Annotated in this window: 24 protein-coding genes and 1 pseudogene; 17 read left to right on the top strand and 8 right to left on the bottom strand. The window is 66.2% G+C overall.

Annotation, left to right across the window (positions count from 1 at the left end):
• Nucleotides 1-62: 62 nt before the first annotated feature.
• The 5 genes from AC5Y5O_RS13635 to phoU all read left to right on the top strand — a co-directional run bounded on the left by AC5Y5O_RS13635 (nucleotide 63) and on the right by phoU (nucleotide 6057).
• The gene (locus tag AC5Y5O_RS13635; RefSeq protein WP_096290150.1) at nucleotides 63-674 is read left to right on the top strand and encodes a TetR/AcrR family transcriptional regulator; all 612 of its coding nucleotides are present in this window, start codon (nucleotides 63-65) and stop codon (nucleotides 672-674) included.
• Nucleotides 675-808: 134 nt separating this feature from the next.
• Entirely contained in the window at nucleotides 809-1837 is a 1029-nt protein-coding gene (locus AC5Y5O_RS13640) for an acyl-ACP desaturase (RefSeq protein ID WP_096290151.1), read from the top strand.
• Nucleotides 1838-1844: 7 nt separating this feature from the next.
• Nucleotides 1845-2978: a tRNA dihydrouridine synthase DusB gene (gene dusB / locus AC5Y5O_RS13645; RefSeq protein WP_500025579.1), complete on the top strand. Its 1134-nt coding sequence runs from the start codon at nucleotides 1845-1847 to the stop codon at nucleotides 2976-2978.
• Between the two features lie 223 nt (nucleotides 2979-3201).
• A complete protein-coding gene (locus AC5Y5O_RS13650) occupies nucleotides 3202-5331 on the top strand; it encodes an LCP family protein (RefSeq protein ID WP_096290153.1) in 2130 nt (709 codons plus the stop codon).
• A 57-nt stretch (nucleotides 5332-5388) separates the two neighbouring features.
• Nucleotides 5389-6057 (top strand): phosphate signaling complex protein PhoU, encoded by a 669-nt coding sequence (gene phoU, locus AC5Y5O_RS13655; RefSeq protein WP_096290154.1) that lies wholly within the window; start codon nucleotides 5389-5391, stop codon nucleotides 6055-6057.
• Nucleotides 6058-6061: 4 nt separating this feature from the next.
• Here phoU and pstB read toward each other — a convergent pair whose 3' ends face one another.
• The 6 genes from pstB to AC5Y5O_RS13685 all read right to left on the bottom strand — a co-directional run bounded on the left by pstB (nucleotide 6062) and on the right by AC5Y5O_RS13685 (nucleotide 11796).
• Nucleotides 6062-6838: a phosphate ABC transporter ATP-binding protein PstB gene (gene pstB / locus AC5Y5O_RS13660; protein ID WP_096290155.1), complete on the bottom strand. Its 777-nt coding sequence runs from the start codon at nucleotides 6836-6838 to the stop codon at nucleotides 6062-6064.
• 12 nt (nucleotides 6839-6850) lie between these two features.
• A complete protein-coding gene (gene pstA / locus AC5Y5O_RS13665) occupies nucleotides 6851-7765 on the bottom strand; it encodes a phosphate ABC transporter permease PstA (protein WP_096290156.1) in 915 nt (304 codons plus the stop codon).
• Nucleotides 7762-8793: a phosphate ABC transporter permease subunit PstC gene (pstC, locus tag AC5Y5O_RS13670; protein ID WP_500025580.1), complete on the bottom strand. Its 1032-nt coding sequence runs from the start codon at nucleotides 8791-8793 to the stop codon at nucleotides 7762-7764. Before pstC ends, pstA begins: the two co-directional genes overlap by 4 nt.
• A 47-nt stretch (nucleotides 8794-8840) precedes the next feature.
• On the bottom strand, nucleotides 8841-9965 hold the full coding sequence (pstS, locus tag AC5Y5O_RS13675) for a phosphate ABC transporter substrate-binding protein PstS (RefSeq protein ID WP_423790940.1): 1125 nt from the start codon (nucleotides 9963-9965) through the stop codon (nucleotides 8841-8843).
• Nucleotides 9966-10108: 143 nt separating this feature from the next.
• Nucleotides 10109-11026: a mycothiol synthase gene (gene mshD / locus AC5Y5O_RS13680; RefSeq protein WP_096290158.1), complete on the bottom strand. Its 918-nt coding sequence runs from the start codon at nucleotides 11024-11026 to the stop codon at nucleotides 10109-10111.
• On the bottom strand, nucleotides 11023-11796 hold the full coding sequence (locus AC5Y5O_RS13685; RefSeq protein WP_096291376.1) for a winged helix-turn-helix transcriptional regulator: 774 nt from the start codon (nucleotides 11794-11796) through the stop codon (nucleotides 11023-11025). The genes mshD and AC5Y5O_RS13685 overlap by 4 nt, the downstream gene beginning before the upstream one ends.
• Nucleotides 11797-11983: 187 nt before the next feature.
• Here AC5Y5O_RS13685 and lmeA point away from each other — a divergent pair, with 187 nt between their 5' ends.
• From lmeA to AC5Y5O_RS13730, 9 genes are all read left to right on the top strand, one after another.
• Complete coding sequence (gene lmeA / locus AC5Y5O_RS13690) at nucleotides 11984-12796, top strand: mannan chain length control protein LmeA (RefSeq protein WP_500025581.1); 813 nt, start codon at nucleotides 11984-11986, stop codon at nucleotides 12794-12796.
• A complete protein-coding gene (locus AC5Y5O_RS13695; protein WP_096290160.1) occupies nucleotides 12793-13218 on the top strand; it encodes a thioredoxin family protein in 426 nt (141 codons plus the stop codon). Before lmeA ends, AC5Y5O_RS13695 begins: the two co-directional genes overlap by 4 nt.
• Before the next feature lie 41 nt (nucleotides 13219-13259).
• On the top strand, nucleotides 13260-13343 hold the full coding sequence (locus AC5Y5O_RS13700) for an Ms5788A family Cys-rich leader peptide (protein ID WP_372513296.1): 84 nt from the start codon (nucleotides 13260-13262) through the stop codon (nucleotides 13341-13343).
• Between the two features lie 95 nt (nucleotides 13344-13438).
• Entirely contained in the window at nucleotides 13439-13909 is a 471-nt protein-coding gene (locus tag AC5Y5O_RS13705) for a DUF4395 domain-containing protein (RefSeq protein ID WP_500025582.1), read from the top strand.
• Between the two features lie 37 nt (nucleotides 13910-13946).
• Nucleotides 13947-14780 carry a sulfurtransferase gene (locus tag AC5Y5O_RS13710; RefSeq protein ID WP_096290162.1) on the top strand — a complete coding sequence of 278 codons (834 nt, stop codon included), beginning with the start codon at nucleotides 13947-13949 and terminating at the stop codon, nucleotides 14778-14780.
• Nucleotide 14781: 1 nt separating this feature from the next.
• Nucleotides 14782-15084: a DUF1416 domain-containing protein gene (locus AC5Y5O_RS13715; RefSeq protein WP_036471607.1), complete on the top strand. Its 303-nt coding sequence runs from the start codon at nucleotides 14782-14784 to the stop codon at nucleotides 15082-15084.
• Between the two features lie 163 nt (nucleotides 15085-15247).
• A complete protein-coding gene (locus AC5Y5O_RS13720; protein WP_096290164.1) occupies nucleotides 15248-15913 on the top strand; it encodes a heme-binding beta-barrel domain-containing protein in 666 nt (221 codons plus the stop codon).
• A 147-nt stretch (nucleotides 15914-16060) separates the two neighbouring features.
• Nucleotides 16061-18403, top strand: a complete 2343-nt coding sequence (locus tag AC5Y5O_RS13725) for a hypothetical protein (protein ID WP_500025583.1) — start codon at nucleotides 16061-16063, stop codon at nucleotides 18401-18403.
• A gap of 153 nt (nucleotides 18404-18556) precedes the next feature.
• Entirely contained in the window at nucleotides 18557-20083 is a 1527-nt protein-coding gene (locus AC5Y5O_RS13730; RefSeq protein ID WP_500025584.1) for a sensor domain-containing protein, read from the top strand.
• 242 nt (nucleotides 20084-20325) lie between these two features.
• On the opposite strand, the gene AC5Y5O_RS13735 is transcribed toward AC5Y5O_RS13730, so the two are convergent.
• Nucleotides 20326-21198, bottom strand: a complete 873-nt coding sequence (locus AC5Y5O_RS13735; protein ID WP_096291377.1) for an aminodeoxychorismate lyase — start codon at nucleotides 21196-21198, stop codon at nucleotides 20326-20328.
• Nucleotides 21199-21381: 183 nt separating this feature from the next.
• On the opposite strand from AC5Y5O_RS13735, the pseudogene AC5Y5O_RS13740 reads away from it, so the two are divergent.
• The 3 genes and pseudogenes from AC5Y5O_RS13740 to AC5Y5O_RS13750 form a co-directional block, all read left to right on the top strand.
• A pseudogene (locus AC5Y5O_RS13740) lies at nucleotides 21382-21453 on the top strand (16S rRNA (guanine(966)-N(2))-methyltransferase RsmD); the annotation flags it as partial.
• Entirely contained in the window at nucleotides 21450-22544 is a 1095-nt protein-coding gene (gene ygfZ, locus AC5Y5O_RS13745) for a CAF17-like 4Fe-4S cluster assembly/insertion protein YgfZ (protein ID WP_096290167.1), read from the top strand. The pseudogene AC5Y5O_RS13740 and the gene ygfZ, both read left to right, overlap by 4 nt.
• 146 nt (nucleotides 22545-22690) lie before the next feature.
• Entirely contained in the window at nucleotides 22691-22870 is a 180-nt protein-coding gene (locus AC5Y5O_RS13750) for a DUF3073 domain-containing protein (RefSeq protein ID WP_096290168.1), read from the top strand.
• 63 nt (nucleotides 22871-22933) lie between these two features.
• Here the strand turns inward: AC5Y5O_RS13750 and purM are convergent, their stop codons facing one another.
• The gene (purM, locus tag AC5Y5O_RS13755) at nucleotides 22934-24028 is read right to left on the bottom strand and encodes a phosphoribosylformylglycinamidine cyclo-ligase (RefSeq protein WP_096290169.1); all 1095 of its coding nucleotides are present in this window, start codon (nucleotides 24026-24028) and stop codon (nucleotides 22934-22936) included.
• Nucleotides 24029-24030: the final 2 nt, after the last annotated feature.

The following is a 24030-nucleotide window of genomic DNA, read 5'->3' on the forward strand; positions in this document are numbered from 1 at the left end:
GTTTCCTATAGCTAGCCGAGATTCTGACTACGTGCGTTGTCATTTTAGAGTTTAGGAGCGATGTGCAGACCGGTCAACGACGGGGCCGTTGGTCAGGCGTTCCCCTGGAAAGTCGCCACGCTCTGCGACGCGACAACCTGATCGCCGCCGGCGTGCAATTACTGGGCAGCGAGCGTGGTCCAGCGCTGACCGTCCGGGCCGTCTGCCGCAAGGCGGCGTTGACCGAACGGTACTTCTACGAGAGTTTCTCCGACCGCGACGAATTCGTGCGCGCGGTCTACGACGATGTTTGCGCCCGGGCCATGACGACCCTTACCTCCGCGGACACCCCACGGGAAGCGGTCGAGCAGTTCGTCGAGCTGATGGTCGATGATCCGGTGCGCGGGCGCGTGCTGCTCTTGGCGCCGGCCGTCGAGCCGATCCTGACGCAATCGGGCGCGGAGTGGATGCCAAGCTTCATCGGCCTACTGCAGAAAAAGCTGTCCAACATCGGCGACCCGGTGCTGCAGAAGATGATCGCCACCAGCCTGGTCGGCGGCCTGACCAGCTTGTTCACTGCCTATCTGAACAGGCAGCTCGGGGCCACTCGCAAACAGTTCATCGACTATTGCGTGAACATGCTCTTCAACACGGCGGCCCCGTATGTTCCGCCCCTGGACGGGGTATCCGAGTAACGCGTTCGCCCGCGAAAAGCCGTCCAGACTAAGTAGCCAAGTTGTTACTCGGCGCGCCCGGGGCGGAACTTGATGCTACTGATCGACACAGATATATTGACTGCAACTATTAGACACAGATAACTGGGGGTGTCATGCCAGCGACAGCCGACCTGACGGACTTGCAGCTTTTGCACGAACTGGAGCCGGTCGTCGAGAAGTACCTGAATCGGCACCTGAGCATGCACAAGCCGTGGAACCCGCACGACTACATCCCGTGGTCGGACGGCAAGAACTTCTACGCGCTCGGCGGGCAGGACTGGGACCCCGAGCAGAGCCAGCTCTCCGACCTCGCCCAGGTGGCGATGGTGCAGAACCTGATGACCGAGGACAATCTGCCTTCCTATCACCGCGAGATCGCGATGAACTTCGGTCTCGACGGCCCCTGGGGTACCTGGGTCAACCGATGGACCGCCGAAGAGAACAGGCACGGCATCGCGCTGCGCGACTATCTTGTCGTGACCCGCGCGGTCGACCCCGTCGAGCTGGAGAAGCTGCGCATCGAGGTCGTCAACCGCGGCTTCAGCCCGGGCCAGAATCACCAGGTCCGTGACGATCTGTTCGCCGAGAGCCTGTTCGACTCGGTCATCTACGTGACCTTCCAGGAGCTGGCGACCAGGATTTCGCACCGCAATACCGGTAGGGCCTGCAACGAGCCCATCGCGGACCAGTTGCTGGGCAAGATCTCGGCCGACGAGAACCTGCACATGATCTTCTATCGCGATGTCAGCGAGGCCGGCTTCGAGATCGACCCCAACCAGGCGACGAGGTCGCTGCACAAGATCCTGCGCAACTTCCAGATGCCCGGCTTCCAGGTGCCCGAGTTCCGCCGCAAGGCCGTCTACATCGCCGTCGGCGGCGTCTACGATCCGCGCATCCACCTCGACGAGGTCGTGATGCCGGTGCTGAAGAAATGGCGCTTCTTCGAGCGCGAGGACATCACCGGTGAGGCGGCCGCACTGCGCGACGACCTCGGCCTGCTGATCAAGGAACTCGAGGATGCCTGCGACAAGTTCGAGGTGTCCAAGCAGCGCCAGCTCGAGCGGGAAGCTCGCACGGGCAAGAAGGTCACCGCGTTCGAGCTGCACCAGACCGCCGGCAAGCTGGCGATGAGCAGGCGGTAACCAAGCAGTGCGCATCGGCTCCATCGAGCTCGCCAGCCCGGTGGTCTTGGCACCGATGGCAGGCGTGACCAACGTGGCATTCCGGACACTGTGCCGGGAGCTGGAGTTGACCCGGGTCGGCACGGTCAGCGGGCTCTACGTCTGCGAGATGGTGACCGCCCGGGCCCTCGTCGAGCGGCATCCGGTCACGATGCACATGACGACGTTCGCCCCGGACGAATCGCCGCGCTCGTTGCAGCTGTATACCGTCGACCCGGCCACCACCTACGCGGCGGCCAAGATGATCGCCGACGAAGGCCTGGCCGACCACATCGACATGAACTTCGGCTGCCCGGTGCCTAAGGTCACCAAGCGCGGCGGGGGTGCGGCACTGCCGTTCAAGCGGCGCCTGTTCGGCCAGATCGTCGCCGCGGCGGTGCGCGCCACCGCAGGCACCGACATCCCGGTGACGGTGAAGTTCCGCATCGGCATTGACGACGACCACCACACCCACCTCGACGCCGGCCGCATCGCCGAAGCCGAGGGCGCGGCCGCGGTCGCGCTGCATGCCCGAACCGCGGCGCAGCGTTACTCCGGCACCGCCGACTGGGAGCAGATCGCTTTGCTCAAGCATCATGTCACGACGATTCCGGTGCTGGGCAACGGCGACATCTACGACGCCAGCGACGCGCTGACGATGATGGCCAGCACCGGATGCGACGGCGTCGTGATCGGCCGCGGTTGCCTGGGCCGGCCCTGGCTGTTCGCCGAACTGTCGGCCGCGTTCACCGGCACCCTGTCCCCCACCCCGCCGACGCTCGGTGAGGTCGCCGACATCGTGCGCCGGCACGGCGAGTTGCTCACCGCGCACTTCGGTGAGGACAAGGGCATGCGGGACATCCGCAAACACGTCGCCTGGTATCTGCACGGTTTCCCGGCCGGATCCGATCTGCGGCGCGCGCTGGCCCTCGTCAACACGCTCGACGAGCTCGACGCGCTGCTGGACCGGCTGGACCGCACCGTCGAGTTCCCGGAGGCGGCGACCGGGCCACGCGGGCGCCAGGGTTCACCGGCCCGCGTCAGTCTGCCCGAAGGGTGGCTGAAGGACCCCGATGACTGCACGGTTCCAGCGGGGGCCGACGTCATGCACTCCGGCGGCTGAGCCGAACCCGCTCGAAATCGCGTCTGCGGCGATAAGTCAGTACGATGTGGACCTTGCTTGATTGCGTTTGGGTAGCGGTCGGTTTAACCCGCTGCCCAGGGGCTGTGGATTACGGCGCGACCCACGGGGTGGCGAAGCTGCAGCGCTATTAGCGTGGCGCGGCGGTGAATTGGCGCACGGACATCACTGACGGCGGCATCAGGGCTTCGGAGGCGGGTAGGACATGAGTGACGGCGAGGTGGACGCCACTCTTGACCATCGCCGTGGCCCCCGCGACCGTCATGCCTCCCCGAGTTCGGCCGGCTCGAGCGCCGCACCGTGGGAGCGATTCTCCGAACCACTCGCCGACGACAGCGTCCACCGATGGCAGATCGAGCCGCCCGCCCAGACATCCGACCAAGAGCCGGCCGAACCTGTCGAGCGGTCGGCCCGCAGCACGGAGCGAGGCGGTGGAAGCCATGCCTCCGGTGCGCTCAGCGTCGCGGACCTGATCGCCAAGGTCGGCGCAACCAACGCCGGCACAAGGCACCGCCGGGCGGCCCTCGACGAGGGAGCCGACGAACCCGAGCCGGACCTGCAGGACACCCAGGTCATTGATACCCCGGCCTACTTGCTCGACGTGGTCTCGGAGGTTCCCGACCTCGGGCTGACGAACTATCCGCATGGCGACGAGACCGAGCTGGAACTCGCGGTCGAGGAACCCAGCGATGCGCGTCCGGTGAAGCCGAAGCGGATCCGCCGACCGAAATCTCCCGCGAACTCGGCGCCGAAACGCAAGTCCCGCCGTCGGCCGATACTGCTGGTCGTTCGATCGATGGCCGCGCTGTGTGCCGGGGTGGCGCTGGCCGTGACCGGCGGTGCTTACCAGTGGAGTGCGTCGAAAAACCATCGCCTCAACGTCGTCAATGCGCTCGACCCGGACTCCGGCGACATCGTCGACCCTGGTGGCCAGTACGGCGATGAAGACTTCCTGATCGTCGGCATGGATTCGCGCTCCGGGGAGAACGCCGACATGGGCGCGGGTGACACCGAGGACGCGGGCGGCGCCCGGTCGGACACCGTGATGCTGGTCAACATCCCGGCGAACCGCAAACGCGTGGTGGCGGTCTCCTTCCCCCGCGACCTGGCGATCACCCCGATGCAGTGCGAAGCGTGGAACCCCGAAACCGGTAAGTACGGCCCCCTCTACGACGAGAAGACGAAGACCTGGGGTCCCAAGATGGTCTACACCGAGACCAAGCTGAACTCGGCGTTCTCCTTCGGCGGCCCGAAATGTCTGGTGAAGGAAATTCAGAAGCTGTCCGGTTTGAGCATCAACCGGTTCATCGCCGTCGACTTCGCCGGGTTCGCCAAGATGGTCGAAGCCCTCGGCGGCGTGGAGGTGTGCAGCAAGACCCCGCTGCACGACTACGAACTCGGTACCGTCCTCGAGCATTCGGGACGCCAGATCATCGATGGCCCAACGGCGCTGAACTACGTGCGGGCCCGCCAGATCACCACGGAATTCAACGGCGACTACGGGCGCATCAAACGCCAGCAATTGTTCTTGTCGTCGCTGCTGCGTTCGCTCATCTCTGAATCCACGCTGACCGACCTCAACAAGCTCAACAACGTCGTCAACATGTTCATCAGCAACAGCCGCGTGGACAACGTCCAGACCAAAGACCTTGTTCAGCTGGGTCAGTCGCTGCAGGGCATGGCCGCCGGGCACTTCACCTTCGTCACGGTGCCCACCGGTGTGACAGACCAGAACGGCGACGAACCGCCGCGGACCGCCGACATGAAGGCCCTGTTCAGCGCGATCATCAACGATGATCCGCTGCCCGAGGAGAACGACCAGAACGCGCAGAACCTGTCGACGACGCCGAGCTCGGGACCGACGACCGCACCCACCACCAAGAAGTCATCGCCGCCGAGCGCCGCACCCGAGGGGCGACGCGAGCAGGTGACGACGACCTCGCCCGACGAGGTCACTGTGCGGGTCTCCAATGCAACCCCGCAGAGCGGACTCGCCGCCACCGCCACCAGCCAACTCAAACGCAACGGGTTCAACGTCATGTCACCCGATGACTATCCGAGTTCGCTGAACGCCACGACGGTGTTCTTCTCGCCCGGCAACGAACAAGCGGCCGCGACGGTGGCATCGGCATTCGCCAACTCGAAGGTTGCCCGCGTTTCCGGCTACGGACAGGTCGTTCAGGTAGTGCTGGGCCCGGACTTCAAGTCGGTGAGCACTCCGGCGCCCAGCGGCTCGTCGTTGTCCGTCCAGATCGACCACAGTCCGAGTAGCACGCCGACCAAATTGCCGGACGACCTGACGGTGACGAACGCCGCCGATACCACCTGTGAATAACCGTATTTCGGCTCAGTAGATCGCCGATTACCACGCTGAGTCAGTAGGCTTGGCGATATGCGGACCGCCTATCATGAGCAACTCTCGGATTTGTCCGAGCGCCTCGGCGAGATGTGCGGGCTGGCGGGGGTAGCTATGGAGCAGGCAACCCAGGCGCTCTTGCAAGCCGATCTCGTCCTGGCCGAACAGGTGATCTCCGGCCACGAAGAGATAGCCCAGTTGAGTGCGCGCGCCGAGGAGAGCGCCTTTGTCCTGCTGGCGTTGCAGGCACCGGTGGCCGGCGATCTGCGGTCCATCGTGAGTGCCATCCAGATGGTGGCCGATATCGACCGGATGGGCGCGCTCGCGCTGCACGTCGCCAAGATCGCTCGTCGACGCCACCCTCAGCATGCTCTGCCCGAAGAGGTCAACGGCTATTTCGCTGAAATGGGCAGGGTCGCAGTCGAATTGGGCAACAGCGCGCAAGAAGTGGTGTTGTCTCGCGATCCGGAGAAGGCCGCCCGTATCCGCGAAGAAGACGACGCGATGGACGATCTGCACCGGCACTTGTTCTCGGTGCTGATGGACCGCGAATGGAAGCACGGTGTGGCGGCCGCCGTCGACGTGACGCTGCTGGGCCGCTTCTACGAACGCTTCGCCGACCATGCGGTCGAGGTGGCCAGGCGGGTGATCTTCCAGGCGACGGGCAAGCTACCCGAAGACGAGGCGGCGCAGACGTCGCCGTAACCCGTTAGCCGAAGCGACCGGAGATGTAGTCCTCGGTGGCCTTCTGTTTGGGGTTGGAGAAGATCTTCTCGGTGTCGTCGATCTCGATGAGCCGGCCGGCCTTGCCCGCGGCTTCCAGGTTGAAGAACGCCGTCTGATCGCTGACACGAGCGGCCTGCTGCATGTTGTGCGTCACGATCACGATCGTGTAGTCCTGCTTCAACTCGCTGATCAGTTCCTCGATCGCCATCGTCGAGATCGGGTCCAGCGCGGAGCACGGCTCGTCCATCAGCAACACATCGGGCTGAACGGCGATCGCGCGCGCGATGCACAACCGCTGCTGCTGTCCGCCGGACAGACCACCACCGGGTTTGTGCAACCGATCCTTGACCTCATCCCACAGGTTGGCCCCGCGCAGCGAGTGTTCGGTGACTTCGTCGAGCAGCTTGCGATTGCGCACGCCCTGCAGCTTCAGCCCCGCCACCACGTTGTCGCGAATAGACATGGCGGGAAACGGGTTTGGCCGCTGGAACACCATGCCGATCGCCCGTCGTACAGCAACCGGGTCGATGCCGGGGGCGTAGATGTTTTCATCGTCAAGCATCACCGCGCCCTGGACCCGCGCACCCGGGATGACCTCGTGCATCCGGTTCAGCGTGCGCAAGACGGTCGTCTTGCCGCAGCCGGATGAGCCGATGAAGGCCGTCACACTCCGCGGAAGAATCGACAGCGTCACGTCGGCGACCGCCTGAAACGACCCGTAGTAGATGTTGACGTCTTTGAGGTCCAACCGCTTGGCCACCGGTACTCCTGCCTAGGACTTCTTGGGAGCAAACATCTTCGAAACCATTCTGGCTCCGACGTTGATCGCGGCAATCATCACGATCAGGGTAAGCCCCGCGCCCCAGAGCCGCTCGGTGGGAACCGGGTTAACGCCTGCGCCCGCTGCTGTCTCGTTGAACATCATGCCAGGCAACGTCCCCATGAATCCCTTGAAGAGATCGAAGTTCATCGCCTGCGAATAACCGACCAAGACAAGCAGCGGCGCCGTCTCGCCCATCACCCGTGCCAGCGCCAACATGATCCCGGTGATAATGCCCGGCAGCCCGGTCGGAATCACCACCCTGACAATGGTTTTCCACTTCGGCACGCCCAACGCGTAGCTGGCCTCGCGGAGATCCATCGGCACGATCCGCAGCATCTCCTCCGTCGATCGCTCGATCACCGGCAGCATCAACAAGACCAGCGCCAACGACACCGCGAACCCGGAACGGCCAAGGCCCAGCGTGGCTACACACGACGCGTAGATGAACAATGCGGCAACAATTGATGGCACACCGGACAAGATGTCCACCATGAATGTGGCCAGTCTGCCAAGCCGTGTTCCGCCCCCGTACTCGACCAGATAGATCGCGAGCATGACCCCGATCGGGACGGAGATCGCGGCGGACATCAATCCCTGCAACAGGGTGCCGGCGATCGCGTGGTAGGCACCCCCTCCGCGCGCAAACGGCGTCGTGCCCGCCTGCGAATGCGTCCACCACGACGTGGACGCGATCGCGTTGAATCCCTTGACGACAACCGCGCCCAGCACCCACAGCAGGGGCGCCAGCGCAATCAGCATCGACAGCGAAACCAACACCGTCGCAACGATGTTCGAAGCCCGGCGGCGCCGTCCGAGTCCGGACAGTGTGCGAGCCTTGAGCGGCCGGTCGTAGATCGAGGTCATCGCGCGCCCTTGCGGATCCCGGCGAGGGCGCCGCGCGCCAGCGCATCGACGATGAAGGTCAGCACGAAAAGCACCAGTCCCGCCGCGATATACGCGCCGGCTTTATATCGGTCGTTGAATTCCCACGCGGTGGCCGCGATCTTTGTCGCGAAGGTCGAGCCGCCGTCGAATAGCGACCAGCCGAACGCCTTTTGAGTGCCGCGCAAGATGATCAGCAGAGCGACCGTCTCGCCCAGGGCGCGGCCCAGCCCGAGCATCGCGCCGCTGATGTACCCCGACCTACCGAACGGCAACACCGTGGTGGTGACGACCTCCCAGCGGGTGGCACCGAGGGCCAGCGCGGCCTCGATCTGCTCGTTCGGCGTCTGCACGAAAACTTCCCGGGTGACCGCGGTGATCAGCGGCAGGATCATCACCGCCAGCACGATCCCGCCGGTGAAGATGGTGCCGCCGCCGGCGGGAGACGCAGTGCCGTCGGCGAACAGGAAGAACCAGCCCAGCGACTGGTTCAGCCAGGTCGCGACCGGCCGCAGCTGCGGCGCCAGCACATACAGGCCCCATACCCCGTAGATGATCGAGGGCACCGCGGCCAGTAGATCGACCGTGTAGGCCAGCGCCCCGGCGAGCCGCCGCGGTGCGTACTGGGTGAGGAAGATGGCGACGCCCAGCGCCACGGGCATCGCCAGGATCAATGCGAACACCGAGATGAACACTGTCACCTGTAGCAGGTCGAGGATGCCGAAGTGCATCGCCGAGGTGTTGGTGGTGACCCAGTTGCCGCGGTAGGTGAAGAAGTCTTCCTGGTTGCGCTTGAACGCCGGTACGGCGCGCATCAGCAGAAACCCGCCGATCGCGATGACGACGGTGGCGACCAGGACCGCCGAGGTCTCCGCGAACTTGCGAAAGACCCGGTCCCCGAACCGGGATTCGACAGCCTTCCAGGAGCGGATGGGCACGACTGGCGCCTCCGGAAAGGACGCGGCGACAACCGCCCCCGAACCCGCCTGGGATGGATCTGGCGTAGTCATTGTCAATCCGTCACTGCTGGTTTTGGTGTGCTCCTGGGGCCCGCGGGCTACTGCATCGCATTGATCGCGGTGATCAGTCGCTCCTTGACCTTATCGGTCAACGGGATGTAGCCGGCCGAGGAAAGGTTGGCCTGGCCGGTGTTCGCCGCCACGCTCAGGAAGGACTTGATCGCCTTGGCGGTCTCGGAGTCATAACCCTTCGAGCAGACGATCTCGTAGGTGGCCAGCACCAACGGGTAGGCGCCCGGCTGCTGGGCGGCATACATCGAATTCAGGTTCAGCACCAGGTCGTTGCCTCCCGTCACGAAGGTGGCCGTGTCGATCGCGGCACTGGCCGTCTCGGTGGTCAGCGGGACCACGCCGGTGGCCGTGGCGAGTTGGGCGTAGGGAAGGCCAGCCTGGTCCGCGAAACCCTTCTCGACGTATCCGATGGCGCCATGGGTGGCTCGCACCGCCTGGATCACACCGGAGGACTTCGTCGCTCCTTCGCCGACACCGCCCAGAAATTCGGTACCGACTCCCTGCGACCAGCTCTCGGGCGCTGCGGCGGTCAGAAACTTCTGCACGTTGTCGGTGGTACCCGACGAGTCCATCCGGTAGATCGGCGCGATCCTGATGTCAGGCAGGGCGACACCGGGATTCAGCGCCGTCAGGACAGGGTCGTTCCAGAAGGTGATCCGGCCGGTCAGAATCCTGGCCAGCGCATCGCTGTTGACGATCAACGTCTTGGCCTCGGGCAGGTTGTAGACCAGCGCCACCGGGCCGAACACCAACGGCAGGTCCCACGCGGGGTTTCCGTTGCAGCGCTTGGTGGCGGGCAGGATCTGGTCGGCGATCAGCGGCGAGTCCGATCCGGCGAAATCGACGTGGCCGGCGATGAATTGCTCGCGGCCCGCTCCCGATCCCGTCGGGTTGTACGACACCGACTTGCGCGGGCAGTACTGGCCCCAGACATGGCCGAACACCGCCATCGCATTCTGTTGGGCGGTCGACCCTTCGGCCGTCAGTTCGTTTTTGCCGCCGCAGGTCGGCGTGCCGGCGGGTCCCGAGGACGCGCCCGAGGCCGGGTCGTGACGGTTGTCATCGCTGCCGCAGGCCGTCAGGCCCGCACTGGTCATCGTGATCGTCAGCACCGCTGCCGCCAGCGCCTTGCCCACGTTGTCCAGGCTCACCGATCTCGCTTTCTGACACTGTTTCGACGCATGCGGCCGCCGCCGCTCGAAACTATGCGCTGACGCACCGTTCACAAGAGTGCCTAGGTGGTGAACGTGCGGTGAATTGTCAGCTGGCACGCCACTTCTGCCTGCGCTTTCTTTCAGCCGGTGGTGGACGCCGGCGCATAGGCGGTGTCGACGCTGTGGGTGGTGAATCCCTGTCGCTGATAGGTCCGAACCGCAGCGACATTGTCCGATTCGACGTAGAGCAACACGGTGACGCCGCCCGAGTCCGGCGACCCGAGGAGCCGGCGCGCCAGCGACTCGATGCCCACGGCCGTTAGCATCTGCCCCAAACCGCGGCCCTGCGCGGACGGGTCGACACCGAGGACGTACACCTCGCCGAGCCGCGGCTGGTCGAGATGCACCTTGGTCCAGTGGAAGCCCAGTAGCGCATCGCTGTCGTCGAACGCCAAGAACAAGCCAGCCGGGTCGAACCACGGCTCGCTGCGCCGCTCGGCCAGGTCGGCCGCGGTCCATCCGCCCTGCTCGGGGTGGTCGACGAACGCGGCGTTGTTGACCCGCAGCAGCTCGGCGTCGTCGTCGGTACCGGCATAGGTACGCACCCGCACGCCGGGCAACGGGCTTACCGGCCCGGGGATCTCGTGCAGCGAGAGCCTCATCTGGACGAGTTCCCGCACCGCGATCAGCCCCAGCGCAGCCGCGGTCGCGGCGGCCGGCGCCAGCGTGCCATGGGCCCAAAAACGGTTATTCCCAAGGGTTTTGGCGATTGCCGCGCGCCCCATCGCGGTGCCGATACCGCGTCGGCGCGCCTGCGGGTGGACTACGAGCTCGGCCATCCCGTCAACGCCGTCACGCGGCGGACTGAGATTCAGGTAGCCCTGGATCGTGTTGTCAGCGGTGACCAGCAGGTGATCCGTGCGGTCCTGCCCGAGTTCGCGAAGTACCTGTTCACCGACGGGTGCTACCCCATCCAATTCGGTTGCCGCAGCGACCAGTTCACGCACCTGCTGCTGCTCTTGCGCGGTCAGTGCGGAGCGCCAGTCAGGCGCGATCACTGACTGCGCAGCGGGTCGGCCAGTGGATCCTGTAGATTTTCGGAGTCGGCCTCGTCGCTTTCGGGCTCGTCGTCGGGTTGGGGAATCGGCGCTCGTCCGCGCGCCGGGCGAACCGCCTTGTAGCCCACGTTGCGAACCGTGCCGATCAGCGCCTCGTACTCGGGTCCGAGTTTGGCCCGCAGCCGGCGCACGTGCACATCGACCGTGCGCGTGCCACCGAAGAAGTCGTATCCCCACACCTCGTGCAGCAGCTGGGCGCGGGTGAACACCCGGCCCGCATGCTGGGCCAGGTACTTCAGCAGCTCGAACTCTTTGTAGGTGAGGTCCAGCGGGCGGCCCCGCAGCCGCGCGGTGTAGGTGCCTTCGTCGATCACCAGCTCGCCCAGGCTGACCTTGCCGGCGCTTTCCTGGTCGGCCAGCCCACCGCGGCGACCCACCACCAGCCGTATCCGGGCGTCAACCTCGGCGGGTCCGGTGCCGGGCAGCAGGATTTCGTCCAGCCCCCAGTCGGCGCTGACCGCGACCAGCCCGCCCTCGGCCACCACCGCCACCACCGGCACCGACCGGCCCGCGGTGCTCAACAGACGGCAAAGCCCGCGCGCGGCCGACAGATCGGTGCGCGCGTCCACGAGCACCGCGTCCGCGGTCCCCGCCTCCAGCAGGGAAGAAGGCTCGGGCGGCGCCGTCCGCACGGTGTGGGGAAGCAAAGACAACGACGGCAGGACTGGGTCCGGGTGCAGCTCAGAGGTGAGTAGTAGTAGCTCCAACAAGCCCCTCCAGCTCGTGGGAAAGGCATCTCCCAGATTCATAAAGCCACGCGGCGTTAGTGGCCAGGCCATCTAACGATAACGTGCTACCTGGCCTTTGTGCGTGTCCTTGCTGACGACTGTGAGCCCCGCCACGAGGCAATCCAGACCGGAATCCGCCGCCGCGCCACGCGGCGAACTACGCCACAATATGCGCATGCACAGGGTGCTGATCAGTGTGATCGCCTCGGTTTCCGTCGTGGCGGCCATCGTCGTCGGCGCCGTCGGCGTGGACTACGGCGCCAGCATTTACGCCGAATACCACCTCTCGCGCACCGTACGCAACGCGGCGGATCTGGGGTCAGACCCCTTCGTGGCCATCCTGGCCTTCCCGTTCATTCCGCAGGCCATTCGCCGCCACTACAACGAGCTGGAGATCAAGGCAAACGGCATCGAGCACGCGCCGACCGGCAAGGCCACGCTGGAAGCCACCATGCACTCGATCGACCTGACCTACGCATCGTGGCTGATCAGACCCGATGCGAAGCTACCGGTGGGCAAGTTGGAGAGCCGCATCATCCTCGACTCGACGCACCTGGGCCGCTACCTCGGCATGGACGACCTGATGGTGGAGGCGCCACCCGCCGAGACCAACGACGCCACCGGCGGCACCACCGAATCGGGTATTTCCGGCAACCACGGGCTGGTGTTCAGCGGCACCCCTAAATCGGCAAACTTCGACCACCGGGTGAGCGTGTCGGTGGACCTGTCGATCGCTGCTGATGACCCGGCGACACTCGTGTTCACCCCGACCGGCATCATGACCGGACCCGATACCGCCAACCAGGCCGTCCCGGACGATAAGCGCGACGCCGTGCTGCGCGTGTTCGCCGCCAGACTGCCCAATCAGCGGCTTCCGTTCGGCGTGGCGCCGCGCACGGTGGGAGCTCGCGGCTCGGACGTCATCATCGAGGGCATCACCACGGGAGTAACCGTGACCCTCGAAGGGTTTAAGCAATCATGACCACCACCGTCGTCGTCGCGATCCTGGCGGCTGTTGCCCTGGCGGCAGTTGCCGGTTGGCTGATGACCCGGCACTCCGGAAGCCTGAAACAGGTTGCTCCCGGACCCGGCGAGAGCGCCGGCGCCGACTCCGCGGACCTGGGCCTGTCCAGTACCGGGCCGACCGTCGTGCATTTCAGCGCACCGTGGTGCGGACCCTGCGATCGTGTCCGCCGGGTGGTCGGCCAGGTGTGCGACAACATGGGCGACGTGGCGCACGTCGAAGTCGACATCGACGCCAACCCCGCAGCCGCACGCCGGTTTTCGGTGTTGTCGCTGCCGACAACCCTGATTTTCGACGTCGACGGACGTCAGCGTTTCCGGGTATCGGGTGTCCCCAAGCCCGCCGACCTGCGCTCCGCGCTCGAACCGCTGTTGGCTTGATCGCGATGTCATTGGGTAAGCTGACCGACGTGTTATCCCGCATGGAGCCCATGCTCACCAGGCGTCGCGCAGTCGATCTGTGCCGCATCGCGGGTTGTTGTTGTCGCTGTTGCTGTAGCTGCTGAGTAGCCGCGCCCGCCCGCGCAGCACTCGGAGCAGCCCGGAACCCCACCGTGGTGTGTCTCTACTTTTCCGTGCAACAGGCGAATAGGAGTCTTTCGTGTCAAGCCCCGATACCACCGCCCAGCTGGACCGCGTCGACGTTCGCGGACCCAGATTCGCCGCCTGGGTCACCACTGCGGTCCTGGTCGTCACCCTGCTCGTCTCCGCGCTGAGCCCGCCGGCGGCCGCGGTCATCCTGGGTTTGCAGGCCGTCATCTTCGGAATCGGCGCTCTGGGCGGCCCGCGCCGCCACCCCTATGGCCGGGTGTTCGCCACGCTGGTGGCACCCCGGCTGGGCCCGGTCAAGGAGCGCGAACCCGTGGCTCCCCTGAAGTTCGCCCAATTGGTAGGCCTGGTCTTCGCGATCGTCGGTACGACCGGATTCGCTGTCGGCGCTCCCCTGGTGGGCGTCGTCGCGACGGCCTTCGCGCTGGTGGCGGCGTTCCTGAATGCGGCCTTCGGCATCTGCCTGGGCTGCCAGCTGTATCCGCTTGTGGTTCGCTTACGACCGACCGCCGGCCCGGCGTAACCCACGTTCATCGCAAGTAATCGAAAGGATCCACCCCATGGCACGCTCTGACGTCCTGGTCTCCGCCGAATGGGCTGAGAAAAACCTCGACACGGCGAACGTCGTGTTCGTCGAGGTCGACGAGGACACCAGTGCCTACGACGCAGGCCACATCGCCGGTGCGGTCAGGCTCGATTGGCGCACCGACCTGCAGGACCCGGTCAAGCGCGACTTCGTCGACGCCCAGCAGTTCTCGAAACTGCTGTCCGACCGCGGCATCGCCAATGACGACACCGTGGTGCTCTACGGCGGCAACAACAACTGGTTCGCCGCCTACGCCTACTGGTACTTCAAGCTCTACGGCCACAACGACGTCAAGCTGCTCGACGGCGGCCGCAAGAAGTGGGAGCTCGACGGGCGCCCGCTGACCGCCGACCCCGTCAGCCGCCCGGCCACCTCATACACCGCGGCGCCGCCGGACAACACCATCCGGGCGTTCCGGGACGAGGTCATCGCGGCCATCAACACCAAAAACCTGGTCGACGTGCGCTCCCCCGACGAGTTCTCCGGCAAGATCCTGGCGCCCGCGCACCTGCCGCAGGAGCAGAGCCAGCGACCCGGACATATTCCGGGAGCGATCAACGTGCCGTGGAGCCGCGCCGCTAACGAGGACGGCACCTTCAAGTCGGACGAGGAGTTGGCCAAGCTGTACGCCGACGCCGGCCTGGACGGCACCAAGGAAACGATTGCCTATTGCCGAATCGGGGAACGTTCGTCGCACACCTGGTTCGTCCTGCAGGAATTACTCGGGCATAAGAACGTCAAGAACTACGACGGCAGTTGGACGGAATACGGCTCCCTGGTGGGCGCCCCGATCGAGTTGGGAAGCTGATATGTGCTCTGCACCTAGGCAAGGACAGACGTTGCCGGCCAGCGTCGACCTGGAGAAGGAAACCGTGATCACCGGCCGCGTCGTCGACCGCGACGGCCAGGCCGTCGGTGGCGCCTTTGTCCGCCTGCTGGACTCGTCGGACGAGTTCACGGCAGAGGTCGTCGCGTCGGCCACCGGCGACTTCCGGTTCTTCGCCGCACCGGGAGCGTGGACGCTGCGTGCGCTGTCCAAGGCGGGCAACGGCGACGCTGTCGTCGCGCCGTCGGGCGCCGGTATCCACGAGGTGGACGTCAAGATCGCATGACCGCCGACGCCGCGACCGGGATCACCCGGGAGCGCGGTTGACGGCGCGAGGCGAATAGACTCGTCAGCGTGGTGCTCTTCTTCGAGATCATGCTGGTCGCGACAGTCGTGGTCATCTCCTGGTTCGCGTTGTACACCCTCTACCGACTCATCACCGACGAGTCGTGACTTACGAGGACCCTGAGGGACCGGCCGGTTCTGCAGGCTCCGGCGACCGCGCGGTGGCTGCCGCAGCCGAACGCGCCAAGGTGACCGCGGCCCGCAACATCCCGGCCTTCGACGATCTGCCGGTCCCGCCCGACACGGCGAACCTGCGTGAAGGCGCCAACCTCAACGACGCGCTGCTGGCGTTGTTGCCGCTGGTAGGCGTCTGGCGGGGCGAGGGCGAGGGCCGCGGACCCGATGGCGACTACCGGTTCGGGCAGCAGATCGTGGTCTCCCACGACGGCGGCGACTACCTGAATTGGGAAGCCCGATCCTGGCGCGTGGACGGCGACGGCAATTACCAGGAACCCGGCCTGCGCGAGACCGGCTTCTGGCGATTCGTCTTCGACCCCGACGACCTGAGCGAATCCCAGGCCATCGAGCTGTTGCTGGCACACTCGTCTGGTTACGTCGAACTCTTCTATGGGCGCCCGCGCAACCAGTCGTCGTGGGAGCTGGTGACCGATGCCCTGGCCCGCAGCCGATCGGGCGTTCTGGTCGGCGGCGCCAAGCGCCTCTACGGCATCGTCGAAGGCGGCGACCTCGCCTACGTGGAGGAGCGGGTGGACGCCGACGGCGGACTGGTCCCGCACCTGTCGGCGCGGCTGTCGCGATTCGTCGGCTAGCGGCCCGCTGCTGTTGCCCGACTAGCTAATTCGCACTCGCACCAAACCATTGCCTTCGCCCAATCTATTGCGTGTACTGTTCGACGTCCGAGCGACCGCGCGAAGGGAGATCGGCGGATGCGTCCCAAGAGGGCACCCTCGCCCATCTTGCGTTGGGCCGTAACCGCGGTCGGCCTGGTGTTGATCACCTACTTGGCCGTCCTGGATGCGCGCCCGTCGGTCGACGACTCATTTCCAGCCTGGCTGGGGTGGTTCGGCCGGCCGGGATCGATGCCGACGCTCGCCGTCGTTGTCGTCGTGCTCATTTGGGCGTCGGTGCTGAATTTCCGCTCGGGTAGCCACCGGGTGGTGGGTGTTTCGTTCACCCTGATTGCAGCCCTGGTCCCGATGACGGCGGTCCTCGGGCTGACTTCCTACTGGGGATGTCACGACGCCAACCATCCGGCCTTCTTCACTCCCCTGATGGCGACGGCGAGTCTGGTCAAGGGCGGTACCGGGGACTTCTCGGTCGGCGGGAAAACCTGCCCGAGCCCCACGCCCGTCGGCCTGGAACTGGCCCGGATCGCCGCGCTGTCGGCCATCTTCACCGGATTGGGCGGTGCCGTGGTCGGGGTCTTCCGATCCCAGGTGGACCGGATACGGGCCAACTGGGCCGAATCCGTTACGGCGGTCGTCGGTATCGACAGTGACACCCAGTCGATGCTCAGCGCCGTCGGGCGCACCTTGGACCGGCGCAGCACCCTGGTCGTCATCACCGGCGCCAGCGACGACCGCGTGCAGCGGGCCCGCCGCCAAGGCGCCCGGGTGGTGCTGGTGGACTTCAACACCCCGTCGACCCTGGTGTCACTTCGGCTGTGGCGCCGCCTTTCTCGGCTCTACCTGATAGCACCGGACCCGGCGCTCAACCTGATGTGGCTCGACCTGATCAGCCGCCGGCTCTCCGAAATCGCGCACAAGCAGCGGTTGCCGCTGATCGTGCGCATGGACGATCCCTGGCTGGCCCAGGCGTGGCGCGCCCAGCAGTTCGGCGGGTCGGACACCCGATGGGCGGCCGACGTGGTCGGCAAATACGAGGTGACCGCGGGCCGGTTACTCAACAGCATTCTGGCGACCGGGCGGACCAAGCAGGTATTCGTCTGCGGCACTTCGCAATTGACACTGGCACTATGCGCCGACCTGACCCAGCGCGCGCTGGAGCGCGACTTCTACACCCCGCCCGGCGCGGTCACGCTGCCCGCGCTGACCCTCGTCGAACGAGACGCCGAAGAGTACCTGCGCGATCACGAGTTCCACCGCCAGCAAGCGGGATTCGCCTCCGAGGGCCCGACGATCGACGCGGTTGCCGAGGCCCCGGCGATACCGACCATGCTGAAGCTGATCGGCGATGTCGACCCTGCCACCAGCGCGGTCATCTTCGTCGACGCGCATGCCGGAACAACCGCGGCCCGGCTGGCCGCCCGCTTCCCCGACATGCCCATCTACGCCTCCGACCTGAACACCAGCATCACCGACGACTCGATCCAGGTCGTCGGCCGACTGCAGTCCTACTCGCTGGTGCTCGACACCCAGGAGGGTCAGGTTCAGGACGCCTGGGAGCGCGCGGCCCGGCTGATCCACGAACGCTATGTCGCCACGATCGACCCGAGCTGGACGCGGGGCCCCGCATCGGTGCCGTGGGCCGAGCTCAACGAGTTCTACCGCGGGTCCAACCGGCGCCAGGTCCGCAACGCGTTATGGATGGTCGAACAAATCGCGGGTCATACCTGGAACACCTGGGGCAGCCCGCCACAACAGCTCTCGGGCAGCGAAATGGCCGAGTTGACGCCGCTGGAACAGCTTGCGCTGATGGGCTTCGACCACGATTCCGCGCTGCGGATGGCCCGGGCAGAGCACGAGGACTGGTGTCGCTACTACCGGCGCAACGGCTGGAAATACGGCTCCCCGCGCGATGACTCACGCAAGATCCACAACAAGCTGGTCGACTGGTCCGCCGTGGAATGCGACCCGGAATTGCTCAACGCCGCGGTGCGCAGTTTGGCGGGAACGCTGTGGAGCCTGCGGCAGCTGGGCTTCCGGTCGCGTCCGCTGTGGCAGTCCTTCACCCGGGTGGGGACGGTCACCGCCGAGCAACGAAGCGCGCCATGGGCATGGACGTCGGACTCCGGGCACCCGATGCGCGCCGACGCGGGCGACTGGGCCATCTCCGAGGACGGCAAGGTCTGGTCGGTGCGTGACGACATTTTCCGGGACACCTACGAGCCCGCGGGCGACGGGCAGTGGCAACGCAAGGGGCGGGTACAAGCCCGCCCGGCGTATCCGGGCGAAACCATCAACACCCTGGAGGGGCCGACGAGTGCCGCCGAAGGCGATTGGGTGGTGCGCGGAGCCAGCGGTGAGCAGTGGCCGGTCCCCGGTGACGAGTTCGCCCGGCGCTACGCCGCGTACCGACCGCCCGAAGAAGCCCATGCCCCAAACGGTGGCGAGGGGTGACCGGTCGTCTGTTTGCGAGTCCGAAATCGCGCTGAAAATTTGCGCATCCTGAAGCGGCCCAACACTGATACGGTATCGGCGCATGTGCGTATGGGTCGCGCAGGCAGGCTTTCGCCCCAGTTGGTTAGCTCCGCTTCACCCTAGGAGAGTGCGATGGCGCTGTTTATCAGCTACTCGAGCCAAGATCGGTCGACGGTCGACGCCCTGACCACCGCCCTTCGCCGCGGACAGAACCAGGTGTGGTTCGACCAAGAGCTCGGCGGCGGCGACTCGTGGTGGGCCAAGATCCTCGAGCAGATCCGCGATTGTGAAGTGTTCATCGTCGCGCTGTCGAGCAACTGGTTGCAATCCAAGCCGAGCCAGGCGGAGCTGCGCTACGCCCAGGCGCTGGGCCGTCCGATCCTTCCCGTCCGGATCGGTGAAGTCGACAGCATGCGCGTGAATCCCCTTGCCGCATTGCAGATCATCGATTACCGCGAACCGACGGTGGACGCCGGCATCCAGTTGGTCACCGCCGTGCACGCGCTTCGCAGCAAGCCCGTGCCGTTGCCCGACCCGCTGCCCGAAGAGCCCCCGGTGCCGTTCGGCTACATCACCCGGCTGGGGAACACCCTGGCCGAAAAAGAGCTGAGCCCGCAGCAGCAGCTCCAGCTGTTGGTCGAACTGCGCTCCGGGTTCGACGAGGACGGCGACGACCCCAGCGCCCGCGGCGACATCGCGCAGCTGTTGCGCATGCTGCGCCTGCGGCACGACGTCACCTACCGCACCCGAAGCGAAATCGACAACGTGCTGGCCGAAATCGAGGCCAAGGACGGTTCGCCCGGAGGCGCCGCCAAGGCCGCGGCTCCGGCTGCTGCCGCTGCGTCGACTCCCGCGGCAGCACCCAGCGGCGCGAACGCTGTCACCGTCCCGACCGCGGTGAGCGGCGGCGCGGCCGGCGGCGGCGGATCGAACAAGCGGCTGCTCATCATCGGCGGTGCCGCGGTCGCGGTCATCGCCGCGATCGCGATCGTCGTGGTGATGACCACGCAGAGCAGCAAGCCCAAGCCTGCTCCGCAGGCGTCGAACTCGAATTCGGCTCCGGCCACGCCGAATTCGGCACCCAATCCGGGCTCGGCGAAGCTGGATTCCTTCCTGATCGGCGCCCCTGAAGTCGGCGCCATCGTAGGTGACCCAACGTTGGTGCCCGGCGAAAAAGTCAGTGGGCTACGCAGCCCGAAGTACACGCTGTCCGATCCCGAGTGCGCCGGCGCTTTCGAGCCCACCATCGCGGCGGTCTATCAGGACGCCGGCGGATTCACCGCCACGAGCACGCTGGTCGTGCACTCGCCTGGACAGGACCCGCCGCTGCGGATCATCGAGGCCGTCTCGGAATTCTCGTCGTCCGAGAAGGCGAGCGCGTTCGTCGCGGCATCCGCCGACAAGTGGAAGGCCTGCGCCGGAAAAACGGTGACGGAGAAGCTCAATGGCAAGAGCTTCGATTACACATTCGCCCAAGTCGACGGGACCGTACCCCGGATCGCGATGCAACGCACCCGTTCGGACAATGCCAAAACCTGCCACCACGTGCTGCACGCGGAGGGCGCCAACGTCATCGAGGTGAATGTGTGCGGCCCGGATGCCGCGCCGGGCCAAGCCGGCAAGATCGCCGAGCAGATCGCCAAGAAGGTGGACGACTAAAGGCCCAAGACATGGAGCGGCCCCCGAGCCATGCTCCCGGTTGGACAGACCGGGAAGCTCGGGGGCCGGGTGGCTACGTGGAATTCGCCAGCGCGCGTATATCGCTAGCTCTTCGGAAGCCATGCAGCTAGCGCGTAGCCACCTCACATGTCCATGAAGCTATCAATTTCGCGGACCACCTCCTTCCTTGTGTACGGCCGACCGTACCCGCCACTGCGCGCGCCGACAACACAATTCAGCGCTCAGCGATCACTGACGATCGCCGCGTCGACCAGCTGGGCGAAGTCCTCGGTCATCGGCGATCGACCCAGCGGACGGCCGTCGATCGTGTGCACGCGAGCGGCCAGGGTCATGCTCGATACCAACCAGACTCCTTGGGCAGCATGCAAATCCGCGACCCGTAGCGCCCGGTAGTCGCAGTCGTAGCCTTTACTGCGTGCCACCTCGAACAACGCCTGCTGGGTGGTGCCGCGCAAAATCGGATACCAGGGCGGCGGCGTCAGCAGGCACAGATTGCGGTCCGGGCCCGCATCGGAATCGGTGGCGATCACCACCGTCGAACGCGGGCCTTCCAGGATGTAGCCGTCGGAGCTGACGAAGATCACGTCGCCGGCGCCCCGCTGGGCGGCGTGGCGCAACGCGGCCATATTCACCGCGTAGGACAGGGTTTTCGCACCGGCCAACAGCCAGGGCATCTCGCCGACACCGATCGCGGGCAGTCCTCGGTCCAGCGTGATCGCCGCCAGGCCATTGTGGCGAACCACGGCAACCCTTTCCGGAACCGCGCTGACCATCACGTACGCGGTGGGCTCGGACCCACTCTCACGCCCGCGGCTGTAGATCAGCCGCAACGCGGCTTCGGCAGACGAGCCCGCCACCCACTCCCGGGTGGCGATGTCGATCGCGGCCCGCCACTTCGGAAGGTCCGGCTCGGGCAGGTCCATGAATTTGGCCGATTGAGTCAGGCGCTGCAAATGCGACCCGACGAGACAGGCACCGCCGTCGCGGACCAGCAGGGTCTCGAAGGCACCGTCACCGCGCACGGCCGCGAGATCGTCGGCGTGCAAGAGCGGGGTATCGGGCGGATGTATCTCGCCGTCGAGGGTGACGATCACACCCGTCTGGGCTGCCATGCCGAAAGAGCCTATCGGGTCGCGTGATTACGCCGGCCGCGAACGGGCGACAGCACGCAGACACTGCCGAATGTGCGGCTGGCCGCGCACTCGTCGCCCAACGTGCGGCTGGCCGCACACTCGTTGGACCAGAGCCCAGATCCGTAGAGTTGACGTGTGACCTGCGCTAGCCACGATGCAGTGGGGGTACCGCCCGCTTGCGGGGGACGAAGCGATGAGGAGGAGCAGCGCACATGACTGCAGCACCCGCCCCCGATTCCGGGCCCGACGCCGGCGCGATCTGGCACTACGGCGACCCGCTCAGCGAGCAGCGCGCGGCCGAAACCGATGCCGTGCTGGTGGACCGCTCGCATCGCGCGGTGCTCACCCTGACCGGCGCGGACCGGCAGAGCTGGCTGCACAACATCTCGACCCAACACGTCAGCGAGCTACCCGACGGGGCCAGCACGCAGAACCTCAGCCTGGACGGGCAGGGCCGGGTGGAGGACCACTGGATGCAGACCGAGCTCGGCGGCGTCAGCTACCTAGACACCGAACCCTGGCGCGGTGAGCCGCTGCTGAACTACCTGAGCAAGATGGTGTTCTGGTCGGACGTCACGCCCGCGGCCGCCGACCTGGCGGTGTTGTCGCTGATCGGACCGCGGCTGGGCGACCGCGCGGTGCTCGAGGTGCTCGGCCTGGACGCCCTGCCCGACGAGGTGGCTGCGATCCCGCTACCCGGCGGCGGCTTCGTGCGGCGGATGCCCACCTCCGGAGCCGGCCAGATCGAACTCGACCTATTGGTACCGCGGGGCGATGCCGCCGACTGGCAACGCCGCTTCGCGCAGGCCGGCGTGCGTCCGGCCGGGGTATGGGCCTACGAAGCCCATCGGGTCGCGGCCGTGCGCCCGCGCCTCGGGGTGGACACCGACGAACGCACGATTCCGCACGAGGTGCGCTGGATCGGTGGTCCGGGTGACGGGGCCGTCCATTTGGACAAGGGCTGCTATCGCGGCCAGGAAACCGTCGCCCGAGTCCACAACCTGGGCAAACCACCCCGAATGCTGGTCTTGTTGCACCTCGACGGCTCGGTGGACCGGCCGTCGACCGGCGACGCGGTGCTCGCGGGCGGGCGGGTGGTGGGACGGCTGGGCACCGTCGTCGATCACGTGGATCTGGGCCCGATCGCGCTGGCGTTGCTCAAGCGCGGGATACCGGCCGACACCGAACTGGCAACCGGCCCGGAGGGCTCGGTAGCGGCGGTCATCGACGCCGATACGCTGCCGCCGAGCGAACAGATCGGGGCGGGACGGCTCGCCGTCGAGCGGTTGCGGGGCGGGACGAGATAATGTCCGTTGAAGTCCAACACGGCGGGCAGGGGGCACCGACGCTCATCCGCGAGGCACGGTAAGCTGTTGGCAGGACAATAACGACACCAGAGATCGGAGCCGCCTACTTGTTAGGCCGCTCCGTTATTGCGCGAGGGGGTTCCCCCATGGGCCGCGGCCGGGCTAAGGCAAAGCAGACCAAGGTTGCTCGAGAACTTAAGTACAGCTCCCCGCAGACCGACTTCGATCGGCTTCAGCGCGAGCTGGCGGGCAGCGGTGGGGACGAATCGGGTCACCTCGATGGCGCCGACGAATCTTCGGATTACGAAGACGACTGGCGCCGCTAGAATCTGCTCCGTGCCGATGCCGCGTGCATCGGCACAGTGTTGTTCCCAGCTAGGCGCGGGCTCTCAGAATCTCGGGTGCTGCCCCACGAGTTTCGCGCGCGGGCCATCTTTTCCGCCCTTGCAAATCGTCCCCAACACCCAGCAGTCCAAATGGCGTGCGGTCAAAATCGCCAGGGCGCGGTCGGTGTCTTCGGGTGCGACGACGGCGATCATGCCGACGCCCATGTTGAAGGTCTTCTCCATCTCCTCGCGGACGATGCGGCCGCGCTGGGCGATCATCGCGAACACCGGCGCCGGCGTCCAGGTGCCACGGTCGACCTCGGCGGTCAACCCGTGCGGGATGACGCGCTGCAGGTTGCCCGCCAGCCCGCCACCGGTGACATGGCAGAACGTGCGCACCTGGGTTTCGGCGGCCAGCGCCAGGCAGTCCTTGGCGTAGATCCGGGTGGGTTCCAGCAACTCTTCACCCAGCGTGCGGCCGAACTCCTCGACGTAGCCGGCCAGGTTCATCCGGTCGATCTCCAGCAGGACGCTGCGAGCCAGGGAATATCCGTTGGAATGCAGACCGGAGGACCCCATCGCGATGATGACGTCGCCGGGTTTGACCCGATCGGGCCCCAGGATGTCGTCGGCTTCGACCACGCCGACGCCGGTGGCCGAGATGTCGTAGTGGTCGGGTTCCATCAGCCCGGGGTGCTCGGCGGTCTCGCCACCCAGCAGCGCGCACCCCGCGCGCACACATCCCTCGGCAATACCCGCGACGATGGCCGCCACCCGTTCGGGCACCGTGCGCCCGACGGCGATGTAGTCCTGCAGGAAAAGTGGCTCGGCGCCGCAGACAACGAGGTCGTCGACGACCATGGCCACCAGGTCGAGGCCGACGGTGTCGTGCTTGTCCATCGCCTGCGCGACCGCCAGCTTGGTCCCGACGCCGTCGCTGGAGGCCGCCAGCACCGGCTCGCGGTAGTCACCACGCAGCGCGAACAGTCCGGCGAATCCGCCGAGCCCGCCGAGTACCTCGGGCCTGGTGGCTTTCGCAGCCAGCGGCTTGAACAGATCGACCGCGCGGTCACCGGCTTCGATATCCACCCCGGCCGATGCGTAAGTAATGCCCTGGCTGCCCGGTTCTTCTCCGGGGCTTTTTCCGGGATCCGTCATCG

This window comes from Mycobacterium sp. NGS40, assembly GCF_059812735.1.

What these genes read in the sequence shown, in the direction of transcription:
- phoU (WP_096290154.1), top strand. Translation starts at nt 5,389, where the DNA reads ATGCGGACCGCCTATCATGAGCAACTCTCGGATTTGTCCGAGCGCCTC.
- purM (WP_096290169.1), bottom strand. Translation starts at nt 24,028, where the DNA reads ATGACGGATCCCGGAAAAAGCCCCGGAGAAGAACCGGGCAGCCAGGGC.
- AC5Y5O_RS13640 (WP_096290151.1), top strand. Translation starts at nt 809, where the DNA reads ATGCCAGCGACAGCCGACCTGACGGACTTGCAGCTTTTGCACGAACTG.
- pstC (WP_500025580.1), bottom strand. Translation starts at nt 8,793, where the DNA reads ATGACTACGCCAGATCCATCCCAGGCGGGTTCGGGGGCGGTTGTCGCC.
- ygfZ (WP_096290167.1), top strand. Translation starts at nt 21,450, where the DNA reads ATGACTGCAGCACCCGCCCCCGATTCCGGGCCCGACGCCGGCGCGATC.
- AC5Y5O_RS13730 (WP_500025584.1), top strand. Translation starts at nt 18,557, where the DNA reads ATGGCGCTGTTTATCAGCTACTCGAGCCAAGATCGGTCGACGGTCGAC.
- AC5Y5O_RS13695 (WP_096290160.1), top strand. Translation starts at nt 12,793, where the DNA reads ATGACCACCACCGTCGTCGTCGCGATCCTGGCGGCTGTTGCCCTGGCG.
- AC5Y5O_RS13700 (WP_372513296.1), top strand. Translation starts at nt 13,260, where the DNA reads ATGGAGCCCATGCTCACCAGGCGTCGCGCAGTCGATCTGTGCCGCATC.
- AC5Y5O_RS13715 (WP_036471607.1), top strand. Translation starts at nt 14,782, where the DNA reads ATGTGCTCTGCACCTAGGCAAGGACAGACGTTGCCGGCCAGCGTCGAC.
- pstA (WP_096290156.1), bottom strand. Translation starts at nt 7,765, where the DNA reads ATGACCTCGATCTACGACCGGCCGCTCAAGGCTCGCACACTGTCCGGA.
- lmeA (WP_500025581.1), top strand. Translation starts at nt 11,984, where the DNA reads ATGCGCATGCACAGGGTGCTGATCAGTGTGATCGCCTCGGTTTCCGTC.
- AC5Y5O_RS13650 (WP_096290153.1), top strand. Translation starts at nt 3,202, where the DNA reads ATGAGTGACGGCGAGGTGGACGCCACTCTTGACCATCGCCGTGGCCCC.
- AC5Y5O_RS13750 (WP_096290168.1), top strand. Translation starts at nt 22,691, where the DNA reads ATGGGCCGCGGCCGGGCTAAGGCAAAGCAGACCAAGGTTGCTCGAGAA.
- AC5Y5O_RS13710 (WP_096290162.1), top strand. Translation starts at nt 13,947, where the DNA reads ATGGCACGCTCTGACGTCCTGGTCTCCGCCGAATGGGCTGAGAAAAAC.